This window comes from Filomicrobium insigne (assembly GCF_900104305.1).
In the GTDB taxonomy this organism is placed as follows: domain Bacteria; phylum Pseudomonadota; class Alphaproteobacteria; order Rhizobiales; family Hyphomicrobiaceae; genus Filomicrobium; species Filomicrobium insigne.
In genome coordinates, this window is the sequence record NZ_FNJC01000002.1 from 714,219 (window position 1) to 726,784 (window position 12,566).

Below are 12,566 nucleotides of genomic sequence, written 5' to 3' on the forward strand. Positions count from 1 at the left end.
GCCTCTTGGCGATGGAAAGCCGCTGGCTATTGGGCTGCGAGACGCGAACGAGATCAGCCCCGCCCCGACGGACGGAGTAGCCACTCCTCGAAGCGGATCGCGCCTAACATCGGATGTGCGCCAGGCGTAAGCGACCTGTCGTCGAGCTCAGCGCCGAAATAGCGGGCGCGGATGTCGGCAATTACTTGGCGGCGGTCGCCCGTTGCCGCCAAGTAAGACCTCACCAGAGCGTCGAGCGGAATCTTCTCGGGCCCTGCCAGTTCCACGATGCCGCAGACCGGTTCGCCCGTTGCAACCGCGGCCAGCGCTGTTGCAACGTCATCCGAGGCTATGGGCTGAAGAAGCGCCGGCGACAGCCGGATCGTCGTACCATCCGAAGCCGATTGCGTAATCGCCCCGACAAACTCGAAGAACTGGGTCGAGCGGACGATCGTATACGGGATCGTCGACCCACGAATGAGCTTCTCCTGCATAACCTTGGCCCGCATGTAGCCGCTGTCGGAAAGGTGATCGGCGCCCACAACAGAGAGCGCCACGTGATGGCTAACGCCTGCTGCCGTCTCCGCGGCGAGCAGATTGCGGCCTGCGGTCTCGAAGAACTCCAGCACAGCTTGGTCCTCGAATGATGGCGAGTTGGCCACGTCGACGACGACGCTTGCACCGGAAAGCGCTTCTGCCAGCCCCTCCCGTGTGATGGTGTTTACGCCTGTGTTCGGAGACGCAGGCAGGACATCGTGCCCCTTGCCACGCAAAAGTCCGACGACCTTTGATCCAATGAGGCCAGTCCCCCCGATCACGACGATTTTCATGACACATCTCCAAGAATCCGACGTCGCACCGCGAGGACGTCGCTACTGCATGGAGAGTGCCGTGAATGCCGCAGAAAGGCTTTGCAGCGACCTTCAAATACCCTTTAGTTTACCCTGGAAATACGTCCAAAACCCAGCCAGACACCGTATTATGTTATGTACTTTGACCGACACTCTCCGGTTGGACTCCTGGCGGAGTTATACGTGCAATTCTTGTTCTCAGACTGTACCCTCGACCCAGAGCGCCGAGAGCTTACGCGGGCTGCCCAGTCAGTCGGCGTTGGACCACAAGTCTTCGATCTTCTGCTCTACCTCATTCAGAACCGCGATCATGTGGTGAGCAAGGATCGCATAATCGAGGCGGTGTGGGGCGGACGCATCGTTTCGGAATCGACGCTCACCAGCCATATCAATGCCGTTCGCAAGGCCATTGGCGACAGCGGCGAGAAGCAGCACCTCGTTCGCACCCTCCCACGAAAAGGCTTCCGCTTCGTGGGCGACGTGACCGAGGCTCAAGTAGCTGAGCAGATCGCGAACGAAGCTATTCACCCGACGACGAACGTCTCCCGTCCTGCCCCGCTCCTTCCGAGCAGGCCGTCCATTGCAATACTGCCGTTTCAGAATTTGAGCGGAGACCCCGAGCAGGCCTACTTCGCTGATGGTGTGGTAGAGGAGATCATCACCGCACTGTCGCGCGTGCGCTGGCTGTTCGTAATTGCTCGCAATTCAAGCTTCACGTACCAGGACCGAACCGTCGACCTGAAACAGGTAGGCCAAGAACTCGGCGTCGGCTACGTGCTGGAAGGCAGTTTGCGCAAAGCTTCCGATCGCATCCGCATTACAGGACAGCTTGTCGAGGCTTCAACCGGCGTACACCTCTGGGCTGAGCGTTTCGAAGGACGGCTCGAAGACATCTTCAAGCTGCAGGATGAGATCGCAGCGAGTGTTGCCGGCGCGATCGCTCCACAAGTGGAATTGGCCGAAATCGAGCGTGCGAAGAACAAACCTACGGCCAGTCTGAACGCCTACGACTGCTACCTGCGCGGAATCGCGCACATGCATCGGGGCACACAAGAGGCCATCGAAGAAGCCTTGTCACTTTTCCAGAGAAGTATCGAGCTCGACCCCGATTTCGCGGCCGGTCACGCCATGGCTGCCTGGTCCTACTTCTGGCGCAAGATCAACGGTTGGACAGATGATCGCGCCCGGGAAATCGCCGAGGGAGAACGCCTCGCACGCCGCGCCGTCGAATTGGGCAGGGACGATGCTGTAGCCCTCACGCGAGGTGGCCATGCACTCGCGCATCTGACCGGCGATCTCGACAGTGGCATTGCACTTCTCGACAGGGCCGTATTCCTAAACCCTAATCTTGCCTCAGCCTGGTTTCTCGGCGGCTTCCTACGGATTTGGCACGGTGAATGCGAGGACGCAATCGAGCACTTCGAGCGAGCTATGCGCCTGAGCCCTGTCGACCCAGAGCTCTATCGCATGCAGGCGGGGATCGCGATGGCGCATTTATTTGCCGGTCGCATCGGGACGGCGTCTACGTGGGCAGAACGATCATACAGCAATCTGCCAAGCTTCCTCATGGTCGTGGCGTTGATTGCAGCGACCCGAGCGCTCAACGGCCGCCAAGAAGACGCAAGACGTGCAATCGAAGAGCTGCGGAGACTCGATCCGGGGTTGCGCATTTCAAATATCAGGGACTGGCTCCCGATCAGCCGCCCTGAGCATCTTTCGATATTTGCCGATGGCCTGCGGAAAGCTGGACTCGCGGAGTGAACGGCCCCCCGTCGACCTTGCGTGAGATCGAGCCGACCAGAGTTCCAGTGATTACTGAGGAATTCCAAGACATCGGGATCGCTACTGAACATGTTCGTTACCTGAGACGGAAACGGTTTCACACTTATTGTTCCGCTTGCAGAATTGCCCGGGTCCTGAGACCCGAGCAATCTTGAAAACATGGATCAGAAGTCGACAGTCATTCCAACGTTGAAGGAACGCCCAGGACCATGCACGCGGGCATGGTCGAGGTTTGCCGCATCTCGGTTGTAAACGTAGGCGCTGAGCCCGCCCAAAGGTAGCTCGTAGTCCGTGTCGAACACGTTATCGATGCCGAAGTCGAACCGGACGTTGTCCATTGCGTAACTGCTGCGCCAATTTACGAGCGCATACGCACTCGTGCGTGGCTCGAGACGGACAACATCGACGTTGTTCTTCGCCGCCACGCCCTGCAGTTCGACGGTGTTTGACCAGTTCCCAAGAGTATGGGTCAGCGCCACACGCACATTCGCAGGCATGATGTTGTAGAGGTAGGTGTCCGCGTCGAGATCGCGTCCCGCGACATAGCTGAAGACGCCACTGACCCGCCAATCGCCCCAGGCATAGCCGAGCGCCTTCGAGGCCTCGATATCGACACCTGCGAGCCGCGCATCATGATTGACGAACCGCAGCTTCGTGCGTCCTGGTGGCGGCGCACCCCCGATCGTATTCGTCTCCACGTTGATGTAATCATCCACGTAAGTCAGATATCCGCTGACTTTGAAATGCCAATCACGATGCGCCGCATCGTGCCATTCGGCACTGGCGCGCGCGCTATGGGCAATCTCCGGCTTGAGATCAGGATTGCCGACATAGGCATTGAGATCGCCAAACCAGTTGACCATAGTCCCGGCCATAGTCGCGTTCGACCAAGCGTAACGCTCGTAGAGATTGGGAGAACGCGTTTTGCGGGCCGCTCCGAACTCGAAGGCATGCGTAGCAGCCGGCTCGTAGCGCGCGGTCGCCGTGACATCGACATTGGTATCTGTCCGTTTACGGTCAAGCGAGTTAAACGCGTTGGCATCCGCAGCGTACATCATCATGGGGCTGTAGCCCTGCACGGGCCCGGTGTCGGATACGACGCGATCGAGGCGTACACCGACAAGCGTCGTCCAGGCCGATGACCAGTCGGTCTCCAGCTCACCGAATACGGAAGTTCGATCCCGCTTACCATCGTTGATGTTCCAGTAGGTATTGGGGCCCATCATCGGGGCTGCACCCGCAAGAGGAGGCCACCAGTCGTCAAGCCGATAGCGGTGATACTCGTGACCAACCCGGAGCTGTGTCGCCTCGGTCAGCTGCAGCCCGGCCTTGAAGGCATAACCCGTGTCGCTCCCGCGCGTTTCCATCGGCATATCCCAGCCCAGACTCGCTTTGTCTTCGAGCATATTCATGGAATGGCGAATGGATTGGCGATAAACCCGGCCTTCTAAAAAGCCCCAGTCGAATTGTCCTTTGTAATGGGCATTGACAGAAAAGCTCTTGTTGTCGGTCATGTCCATGTACTGATTGACGAAGCCCTGATAGGGGATCGACTGCCATCCGAAATCGACACCGAACTGATTGTTGCCCGACCGACCTGCGGCACTGAGCAGGTGATTGGTTGCCTTATAGAGCGAGGAATAGACTTCCCTGCCGCTGCCGTCTTCGTAGTTGCTGGCGCGGGTCGTCGACCCTGTGTAAGCGATGCTCACGTCTTCGGTAGCGGCATAAGCATGCGCCGTCGCGCCAAAGCCATTACCGTTGCTGCGGTAAAAAGCGGAAAGACGACCGCCCGCAATCGCACCTTCACCGGAAGTGGCGAATAAGGGCGCAGCGGAATCGACCGCGATGGTGCCGCCCAGACTGTCGCCCCCCATGCTTACGGGCGTCACGCCCGCCACGACCGAGATCTTATCGACCGCAGTCGCGTCGATATACGACAGCGCCGGATTCATGTGGTTGCCGCAGGACGACGTCAGCGTCATGCCATTGACGACAACCTTCAGCCGATCGTCTCCAAACCCGTTCAAATACGGCAGCGCCGATACACCGCCTCCAGTTTGAAAGCTCATGCCGGGTACGCTTTGGAACAAACGCGCACTGTCATTGCTGCTCAAAAATTGCTGCGGCATGACAGATTGCTGGCGCGCGAACGGCTGCGTCGGTGGCGGCGATGAATGGGTTGGCATCGCCTCCATTTGGGCAGGTGATGGTGAAGACGTGAGCTGAGCACTCGAAGCCTTTTTTGGGGTCGGCGTTCCAGTCGTTTCGACCGTAATCTCCGGCAACTGTGCAGGTGCAGATTGTTGCTGTCCAAGCGCGCCGCTAGGTCCGACAACAACGGCTACCGCCGCAGACGTCGCCCAGAGCGCCCGAATGTTTTTTCTTAGTCGCATTGGTGAAACTCGATGAGATGTCAGTCATGACCACGCACAACCGTGCTCGCCGTCCGCATCAGACATGCGGCCGCGCGCCCAGCGATGGTGTTCGTTGCAAGGTCAGCGTTCTGGTTCGACAGTCATGACGACTACCGACGAACACGCACGGACGCAGAATCCGCAAGGAAAGTTTAAGCGAGGGGAGGACCGCGCGCGGGAGCCGGCAATTCCGGTCGCGATGACGGCGCTGTATAGGATGCGTTGGGAGCAATCCTTAGCTGAGGCGCAGAGCGCGCCGGTTCAGCGATAAGAAGAGGAGGAAGAAGGGCGACAATCGTTGAAGCCGCGTACGGACACTTCGAGTGCTCACCAACCCCTTCATCGGATTTTGTTGGGAGCCCATCGCCGCCGACCTGAATGTCGACAGCACCGTGTTCCGTACAGATAACGACAGTAAGGCTATCAGAGTCCGGCGTCGCGCCCAGCATAAAGCCCGGCGCAACCAAACTGCGTAGGACAACGGCTAGGATAATAAAATAAGCGACGACACCACTAGGCACGGAATTCCCCCTGTCCGTAGCGTTAAGTTACGGGCATCACAAAGGCAACATTATCAGGGAGCTGCCTGAACAATTGTCCCCCGACTGTGACGTACTTGTGACTCATATTTTCAGGCCCGTGACTTCATAAAAGCCGCATGCTTCGTTTCGCTTAATCGAGAAGCGCGAGAAACACCTTCAATGGCTCTCCAAACGTGGAATGGTTTCTGCGCGCAAACCTAAAGCGCAGATCGCGGACGAAACGGATCCGTGACAGTCGACAGAGTTCCAACAAAGTACGTCGGCAGATTGCGGATGCGCCGCAAACACGAAGCCTGTTGGTGATCGATAGCGGCTGAGAAAACATCGCGAAACCATCAAGCGGGACAGCTTAATGAACACCGGACTTCTGTTACTGAGTATCGGGCTTCTTCTCTGGACTTTCTTTCACACGTTTCGGAAATCAGCAGAAAACCGTATGGCTTGGGGCACCGTGGCCCTTCTCCTCACAACCGCACTTGGGCTGCTCTATCTGGGCAATCGCTTCGTAGCAATCGATGAGGACGGCATCCTTCGCGAGTTTGGTCCGTCGCTCCCCGTTGGCGCGACCCTCTTGATACTCGGCATCCTGGGAAGCGCGGCACTGAGCATCCGGCTGGCTTATCGGCGTCTCGTATCATGTCGACAATGAACACGTCATCAATGCGTGCAGACCACGAACCTACAGTCAGAGAATATTCGGAGCCGTCATGATACGCGATCTGCGGCAGGCGGATCGACGGGCCAAGTCCGAAACCTTTGAGTCATTTCGAAAACATCAACCGGACAGGAATCGATACAGCTTCCACAATTGACGCAGTCTCCCGAAAGAATGAGACGCGTACCATTACCTTTTAGCGCCGGCGTAATGACGTGGGGTTCTGTGCAAACGTTGAAACACTTTCCGCAGTTTGTGCAATCCTCACGCCGCGCGGCCGCGACGCGGACCAGACTGCCCCGACCAATGACGCCATAAAAGGCTCCGACGGGGCACAAATGGCTGCACCATCCACGCCGTGTCACAAATAGATCGAGCAAGAACACGGCAACGACAATGCCCCATCCCGCGCCAATCCCGAAGATCAGCCCACGTTGCAATATCGATACGGGATTGACGAACTCCCACGCGATCGTTCCGGTTGCAAACGATGTGACCAAAGACGCGAGCAAGATCCAAACGCGCGTTCGCCGGTCCAATTTGCGGTCCCGCGTAATCCCAAGCTTTTCTCTGAGCCAGAAAGCACTGTCAGTTACGACATTCACCGGACACACCCAGCCGCAGTAAGCCCGCCCACCAACGACCAGGTAAAGAGCCGTGATGAGAGCCGCGCCAATCACCGCAATGGCAATCGGCGGATTACCGGCCACCAACGACTGTACAAAGATGTAAGGATCAGCCAGTGGCACCGTGCCAAGAAGCTCGCTGGAAGCGAAATTACCTCGCATGATCCAGACGCCGGCCATGGGCCCAATCATGAAGATGCCTAACACGGAAACTTGGCACAGCCTGCGCAACAACCACCACTTGTGCGCACGTAGCCAACCTTTTGCTGCAGCCCCCTCTCTGCGGCCCTCGCTCGTCAGCGTGAACCCCATTACGATGTACGCCCCGCAGGGTTTCTGCCTGGCGCTCCAAGGCCGAGCTTACGCGGCAATACGCGGATCGCGGCTTCCTTTAATACGCATTGCTTCTCGCATGTCCCGCACCCTGTACATTTGTCTGAGTGCACGACAGGGATCACCATCTTGCGTCCGCGGATCACCTGCGGCTCAAGCGTAATGGCCTCATTCAGAATCGGACAAACACGGTGACAGATGCTGCAATGCATCCCACGATAATTGAGACAGTTCTCATGATCGACCAGAACGGCCACGCCCATGTCCGCCTCACGAATGTTTCCGATATCGCGGTCCAGCGCACCGGTGGGGCAAGCCTTTGCACACGGCACATCGGGACACATGAAGCACGGGGTCTCCCGCGCCACGAAGTACGGCGTCCCAACTGGCGCCATGTCACCAAGCGTAGCGAGATGAAGCGTGTCATACGGACAAGCACGAACGCAAAGCCCACAGCGCACGCACGCGGCAAGGAACTCTTCCTCTGGGAGAGCTCCCGGCGGACGCAGAGCCTGCGCGTCTCGTGCCCGAGCAGTATCCACATACTTTGCAAGCGCAACGGCCGCCAGACATCCAACACCCGCGACCTTGGAGGCGCCGACAATCATCTCTCGACGAGAAATTTCCTTCGGCTTGTTCGTTTTTCCTTCCGGGTCTGCCATGCCAACCCTCCGTTCAAACGTTTGTCGATCACCTCAAACAAAGCACGTCAGTTTCAGTCGGCATCCGCAGCGTCGAATTCCATCCGGATCACCGGATGAATCCAACAGCGGACAACGACCTTTCCGCTTCTTTCAATTTTTGCGGTTTTTGACATGCCGGGAAACTGAGTATCCAAATTTTGGACCGTGCCATCTTCATAAGTGAGATAAAGATTGTGAGCGATATCGGCTTGATTGATGAACTTCACCGTATCTCCCACTTTCGGCCGAATGTTCGTTTCGGCAATTTCCATGTGCGTTATAACAAGCTCATGCTCTTCAGCCTGAACGGCATTGGGCACCAACGCCCAAACCAGAACAGCAGCCAGCGCAATGATCACGCGCCTAATTTGGTCCATTGACGACCTTCTCCATTCACTCATCATCATGGCAAGTCCGGAAGCTGCGGCTTTACCGAAGGGCCACGTAGTGTCTCAAGAAACGCGATCAAATCGCTCTGTTCCGTTTTGGAAAGCTTCACCGGCCGCATCTCCGGCGAGAGGTTGGGGCTCTTACGGCCACCCTTCACATAGTGTTCCAAGACTTCATCAAGATCGGCCATCGAGCCGTCATGCATATATGGCCCTTGCATACGGAGATCTCGCAGGGATGGCGTTTTAAACGCGTACTTCATGATGGCAACACTTGGCGGAGTAAACTTGCCACGACCGACGTCGTCCGTTTCAAGACCGATGTTGTGAAAACTATCGTCGGTAAACCGCCAGCCGGCATGACACGCGCTGCAACGGGCCTTCGTATTGAACGTCACGAAACCACGTTTTGCCTCTGCCGAGATCGCATCCTCGTCACCCTCGACCCATAAATCAAACGGGGCCTTATGAGAAACCAACGTCCGTTCGTACGTTGCAAGCGCCGCGACGATATTTTTGGCATTGATGGAATCAGTTTCGCCGAACGCCTCCGAAAATAACTCTCGGTAACCGGGGACCATGCGCAGCCGATCGACGACATCATCCATCGTCATATTCATTTCTTGGGGAGCCGTAATCGGCATCAGCGCTTGTTGCTCAAGCGAATGCGCCCGCCCATCCCACATGAGGCTTAGGGCCCAGGCGAGATTCAACACCGGCGGGGAGCGCCGTTCCAATGGCTCCATACCGTGACCGACGCCTTTGGGGAGCCCGTCGGACCATCCTAAACTCGGGTTGTGGCAAGTTGCACACGACACGATTTGCGATCGCGACAACCGCGGATCGAAGAACAGCTTCTTACCGAGCTTCTCCTTATCTTCCGTGTAGGGATTATTATTTGGAAACGGGATCGCATCGGGCCGCTCATAGCGTTCCTTCAACGCCTCCAGCGTTATGATCTTATCGCCGGCTGCTGTAGAGATTGTGATTCCGCCAGCCTCGGCCAGACCGGAAACTGCAGCGAACGCGATCGCGGCCAGAGACAGCGACATCTGCGCGCCCCGTCGGATCATGCGACCAACCCTCTGCGAAGTCTTAGTCAAAGCTTTGACATCTCCCTTTTCGACTCACACATGTTCCAAGCGTTTAGCTTCTTCAGTCGCTTGAAGAAGCGTCAGTTCCCCAGTAAGCACCTCACGGGCACAAGCATCTGCTAGGTTGGCGAATTCGGCCAATTGAGCCGCTTCTACACGTGTCGGGACGCTGTAAGCGTCGCGCTCGCCTTCAAGCGCGCGAATGACTTTTCGACATACCGGCTCAAGACGTTGAACGAGTTCGGCAAGCGGTTTGTCTCGCAGGTCGGACGCGCTCGATCCCGCGCCACTATGCATAAGCGTCTCAAAGGTCACGAGATGCTCTCGCCGCGACTGCCCAACTTCAGAAGCACGTTGATCTGTCGACCCGAACGGCTCGGCGCGATCCCGCCACGCTCTTAGGATCGTCATTGCGTTCAGCAACCGCCAAGCGGGAGACGTCGCGTTCCGCACTTCGCCATAAAGGTGGAGAAGATGACGATGCGTATCGGGAACCTGGTCCAGAGTTGGCTGCTTGAGTTCCAGTGCACTTGGACGAAACGGCACGCAGCGCCAACGCGTCTCATGTTTCAGATCTGCGACACGCCAGCCGGCCACCGCCATGCCGCGTCCAAGTCTCAAGGCCCACGATGCCAATTGCGTGGTTACGTGCGCATAACACGCGTCTACGGCTTGCTGGGCGCTACACGCCTCAATGCGGTATAGGATCTCGTCAAGCTTCCCAGCATCGTTCGGAAAGAGATTCATGACGGCTGGGCGCCCATGCAAATTCAGCGTCTCGCTGTGCGTTCCGTTATTCAACAGAATGTCGACTTCCCAAACCTGCGTAACTGGATTTCGCACAAAGAAGCCAACGAGAAATTCACGCTCATTCGTATCTTCGGCGGAATTCCGAACCGTTTCCGGAGCACTTTCAGCCTTTAATGGCCCGAGCAAACCGTACGGGATCCACATACCTTTACCTCAGCTTTTGAAGCGCCTTATTCAACCTTCACTGTCGCCTTCATGAATGGGTGCGGCGTGCAGATATAGGGAAATTCGCCAGCCTCATTGAATTTCAATGCGTAGGACTGTCCGGCGCGTAGCATGTCGCCTTTAACTTCGTTCTTTGGATCGCCTTTGCCGAAATGCACATTATGCGGCATGGCATCGTCATTGGTCCAAATGACGGTCGTTCCCTTGGCAATGACCAGCTCTTTCGGGTCGTATTTCATTTTATCGATATGCACGGTAACCACCTGCCCTGAAGCAGCGGCAGGGTCCACATGCTCCAGCCGATCAGCAGCGTGCAATGGTGTTGTGAGAAGAAGCGTTCCAACAATAATTGAGAGAAATCTCATACGCAGTTCGTTTCCTTGCTTTCCCAGTGTGCCTGTGTCGGCGGCAGCAACAAATGCTGCCGCCGACAATGAAATCACGCCTTACCAACGATTGGCGAAATCGTGCAGTGATAGGTCATCGCGTCGTCTTCGGCACCGAAGCACCAAATGATGTCGTTCGCGAATTCCGGACGGTAAACCGGCAACTCGCCTTCCGTGTTCAGACAGCCGCAACGGCCGCACACGTTCTTGCCGCAACAATCGCGGTAAGCGATCAGGTAGCTTTGCTTGTCACCTGGGTTGTAGCAGCTTGCCACCCACGAACTCGGGGAAAGCTTGGTGCCCGGAGGGCAGTTCGTCAGCGAGCCGCCGCAGCAATCGCAAATGTTGCCGTCGATCGAGCAGTGGCGCCAGTAGTCGCACTGTGACGGGTCGTTATCCTGCGGCTTCCAACCTTCGCGCGTTCCGGAAGCGGCGTGGGCGCTCCGGCTCACGCGTCCGCGACGGTCGACTGGAAGCAACGGAACGAGAGCAACACCGGCAAGGGCGGTGCCAACTTTTCCGATAAAGCCGCGGCGGCTCGTGCGCCCCGCGATAGTACGCGAGAGGCTTTCAAAAACTTGATCGAACTTCGTCTTCTCCAACATGGGGTATTCCTCCTCCACTTATCGCTATGTCGTGGCGTTTAGTGCTCGACGTGAATGCCGCTACCGTTGGCATTCAGTGCATTGATGCCTTGCTTGCTCATGTAGTCCTGGAGCGAATGGTGACCGGACCGTGCACCTTCGAGCAGGCTCTCAAGATGTTCGCGCGTATTCGTCAGCCCCTTCGCGCGGATCTTTCCGTGTTGATCTAAGACAACGCCATAAGGGATCTTGCCGACCTGAAAGCGCATGCCGACTTCCGGAGAAACGATGTAGGGAATATCTCCGACGTCGTGGTTCTTCAGGAAGCGCGCGTGGTCCTCCGGCTGGCCGTCACTGATCAGCAAAACCGAAACCTTCTCATCGCGCGCCACCGATTTAATGATCGGCAGAAGCTTGTCGCAGATCGGGCAGGTTGGAGCCGTGAACATGAGAAGCGTCTCTCTACCACGGGCTTCGGGGCCTCCGATGCGAAGAGCCTTCCCGTAATAGTCGAACACATCAAAGGTCGGCGCACTGTCGCCAATGTCGGGACCATGGTCCGTGATCATGGCTCCCAACGGAGCTGATCTCTCGTGCAAAATCCCGACCTGGCGCGTTACTCCGAGCAGAACGACCGCTCCGCCAATGAGCGCGAGCCAAAGCAAAATATTAGACGCAATCAGGAACTCGATCGCCATTGCGTTCATCCTTTCTAGACAAGGTGGCCGTTGTTCCGCGCGGTGTTCGCCACACCGGTGAGAAGTCCGGACGTGAAATAGAGAGTCATGGCGACGAGCGCAGCCAAGACACCGCTCATAAAGTCGACAACGGTCGCAGTTCTGACCGCCTGTGGAGCCAACACGAGGATCAGACCTGCACCTGCCAGCAACACGTTGCGGAGAACGAGAAGCCAGCTAAGGTTCTGCCTGTAACCCGTACGGAAACATCCGCAGTCGATAGCCTTCCGGCCGCGTGCCACATTGATGGCGATCGCGAGTGCAAAGACGATGAGAAGTGAACTCGCCGCCACGGCGGCCACCGGCATCGCACGATCGACCACCAGCCCGACCGCAACTGCAAGTTCCAGCCACGGCAGAATCATAGCGAAGGGGTAGGCCAACCAATCCGGCATCAGCCGGAAATTGCGCACCACCCCATAGAACTCTTCCTGGTGGCGCAGCTTTGAGTAAGCTGCGCCCGCAAACAGAAGAGCCAGAAACGACCGAACGAAGATCGTTACGAGTGGATCTGACCAAAGCCACATGGCTTG

Annotated in this window: 14 protein-coding genes; 2 read left to right on the plus strand and 12 right to left on the minus strand. The window is 57.2% G+C overall.

What is annotated here, in order from left to right; translation table 11 throughout:
• Positions 1–53 precede the first annotated feature (53 nt).
• Positions 54–809: an SDR family oxidoreductase gene (locus BLS30_RS09220; RefSeq protein ID WP_090228231.1), complete on the minus strand. Its 756-nt coding sequence runs from the start codon at positions 807–809 to the stop codon at positions 54–56.
• Between the two features lie 204 nt (positions 810–1,013).
• On the opposite strand from BLS30_RS09220, the gene BLS30_RS09225 reads away from it, so the two are divergent.
• Positions 1,014–2,591, plus strand: coding sequence for a winged helix-turn-helix domain-containing protein (locus tag BLS30_RS09225; protein WP_090228592.1), 1,578 nt, complete (start codon positions 1,014–1,016; stop codon positions 2,589–2,591).
• A gap of 185 nt (positions 2,592–2,776) precedes the next feature.
• Here the strand turns inward: BLS30_RS09225 and BLS30_RS09230 are convergent, their stop codons facing one another.
• Positions 2,777–5,008 carry a TonB-dependent receptor gene (locus tag BLS30_RS09230; RefSeq protein WP_090228233.1) on the minus strand — a complete coding sequence of 744 codons (2,232 nt, stop codon included), beginning with the start codon at positions 5,006–5,008 and terminating at the stop codon, positions 2,777–2,779.
• A gap of 173 nt (positions 5,009–5,181) precedes the next feature.
• Entirely contained in the window at positions 5,182–5,550 is a 369-nt protein-coding gene (locus tag BLS30_RS09235) for a DUF2946 family protein (protein ID WP_076605354.1), read from the minus strand.
• 373 nt (positions 5,551–5,923) lie between these two features.
• On the opposite strand from BLS30_RS09235, the gene BLS30_RS09240 reads away from it, so the two are divergent.
• The gene (locus BLS30_RS09240) at positions 5,924–6,220 is read left to right on the plus strand and encodes a hypothetical protein (protein WP_046479418.1); all 297 of its coding nucleotides are present in this window, start codon (positions 5,924–5,926) and stop codon (positions 6,218–6,220) included.
• A gap of 56 nt (positions 6,221–6,276) precedes the next feature.
• Here BLS30_RS09240 and napH read toward each other — a convergent pair whose 3' ends face one another.
• From napH to BLS30_RS09285, 9 genes are all read right to left on the minus strand, one after another.
• Positions 6,277–7,164 carry a quinol dehydrogenase ferredoxin subunit NapH gene (napH, locus tag BLS30_RS09245; protein ID WP_090228236.1) on the minus strand — a complete coding sequence of 296 codons (888 nt, stop codon included), beginning with the start codon at positions 7,162–7,164 and terminating at the stop codon, positions 6,277–6,279.
• Positions 7,164–7,847 carry a ferredoxin-type protein NapG gene (gene napG, locus BLS30_RS09250; protein ID WP_090228239.1) on the minus strand — a complete coding sequence of 228 codons (684 nt, stop codon included), beginning with the start codon at positions 7,845–7,847 and terminating at the stop codon, positions 7,164–7,166. The genes napH and napG overlap by 1 nt, the downstream gene beginning before the upstream one ends.
• A gap of 53 nt (positions 7,848–7,900) precedes the next feature.
• Entirely contained in the window at positions 7,901–8,245 is a 345-nt protein-coding gene (locus BLS30_RS09255; protein ID WP_046479415.1) for a cupredoxin domain-containing protein, read from the minus strand.
• 26 nt (positions 8,246–8,271) lie between these two features.
• Positions 8,272–9,330 (minus strand): tryptophan tryptophylquinone biosynthesis enzyme MauG, encoded by a 1,059-nt coding sequence (mauG, locus tag BLS30_RS09260; RefSeq protein ID WP_170832443.1) that lies wholly within the window; start codon positions 9,328–9,330, stop codon positions 8,272–8,274.
• A 54-nt stretch (positions 9,331–9,384) separates the two neighbouring features.
• Positions 9,385–10,305 (minus strand): methylamine utilization protein MauJ, encoded by a 921-nt coding sequence (locus BLS30_RS09265; RefSeq protein WP_090228242.1) that lies wholly within the window; start codon positions 10,303–10,305, stop codon positions 9,385–9,387.
• 26 nt (positions 10,306–10,331) lie between these two features.
• On the minus strand, positions 10,332–10,691 hold the full coding sequence (locus BLS30_RS09270; RefSeq protein ID WP_076605426.1) for a cupredoxin domain-containing protein: 360 nt from the start codon (positions 10,689–10,691) through the stop codon (positions 10,332–10,334).
• A gap of 74 nt (positions 10,692–10,765) precedes the next feature.
• Entirely contained in the window at positions 10,766–11,317 is a 552-nt protein-coding gene (gene mauA / locus BLS30_RS09275; protein ID WP_046479413.1) for a methylamine dehydrogenase (amicyanin) small subunit, read from the minus strand.
• Between the two features lie 38 nt (positions 11,318–11,355).
• The gene (gene mauD / locus BLS30_RS09280; protein WP_046479412.1) at positions 11,356–11,994 is read right to left on the minus strand and encodes a methylamine dehydrogenase accessory protein MauD; all 639 of its coding nucleotides are present in this window, start codon (positions 11,992–11,994) and stop codon (positions 11,356–11,358) included.
• A 14-nt stretch (positions 11,995–12,008) separates the two neighbouring features.
• Entirely contained in the window at positions 12,009–12,560 is a 552-nt protein-coding gene (locus BLS30_RS09285) for a MauE/DoxX family redox-associated membrane protein (RefSeq protein WP_046479411.1), read from the minus strand.
• Positions 12,561–12,566: the final 6 nt, after the last annotated feature.

What these genes read in the sequence shown, in the direction of transcription:
- BLS30_RS09270 (WP_076605426.1), bottom strand. Translation starts at nt 10,691, where the DNA reads ATGAGATTTCTCTCAATTATTGTTGGAACGCTTCTTCTCACAACACCA.
- mauG (WP_170832443.1), bottom strand. Translation starts at nt 9,330, where the DNA reads ATGATCCGACGGGGCGCGCAGATGTCGCTGTCTCTGGCCGCGATCGCG.
- BLS30_RS09230 (WP_090228233.1), bottom strand. Translation starts at nt 5,008, where the DNA reads ATGCGACTAAGAAAAAACATTCGGGCGCTCTGGGCGACGTCTGCGGCG.
- napH (WP_090228236.1), bottom strand. Translation starts at nt 7,164, where the DNA reads ATGGGGTTCACGCTGACGAGCGAGGGCCGCAGAGAGGGGGCTGCAGCA.
- mauA (WP_046479413.1), bottom strand. Translation starts at nt 11,317, where the DNA reads ATGTTGGAGAAGACGAAGTTCGATCAAGTTTTTGAAAGCCTCTCGCGT.
- mauD (WP_046479412.1), bottom strand. Translation starts at nt 11,994, where the DNA reads ATGGCGATCGAGTTCCTGATTGCGTCTAATATTTTGCTTTGGCTCGCG.
- BLS30_RS09265 (WP_090228242.1), bottom strand. Translation starts at nt 10,305, where the DNA reads ATGTGGATCCCGTACGGTTTGCTCGGGCCATTAAAGGCTGAAAGTGCT.
- BLS30_RS09285 (WP_046479411.1), bottom strand. Translation starts at nt 12,560, where the DNA reads ATGTGGCTTTGGTCAGATCCACTCGTAACGATCTTCGTTCGGTCGTTT.
- BLS30_RS09240 (WP_046479418.1), top strand. Translation starts at nt 5,924, where the DNA reads ATGAACACCGGACTTCTGTTACTGAGTATCGGGCTTCTTCTCTGGACT.
- BLS30_RS09255 (WP_046479415.1), bottom strand. Translation starts at nt 8,245, where the DNA reads ATGGACCAAATTAGGCGCGTGATCATTGCGCTGGCTGCTGTTCTGGTT.
- napG (WP_090228239.1), bottom strand. Translation starts at nt 7,847, where the DNA reads ATGGCAGACCCGGAAGGAAAAACGAACAAGCCGAAGGAAATTTCTCGT.
- BLS30_RS09220 (WP_090228231.1), bottom strand. Translation starts at nt 809, where the DNA reads ATGAAAATCGTCGTGATCGGGGGGACTGGCCTCATTGGATCAAAGGTC.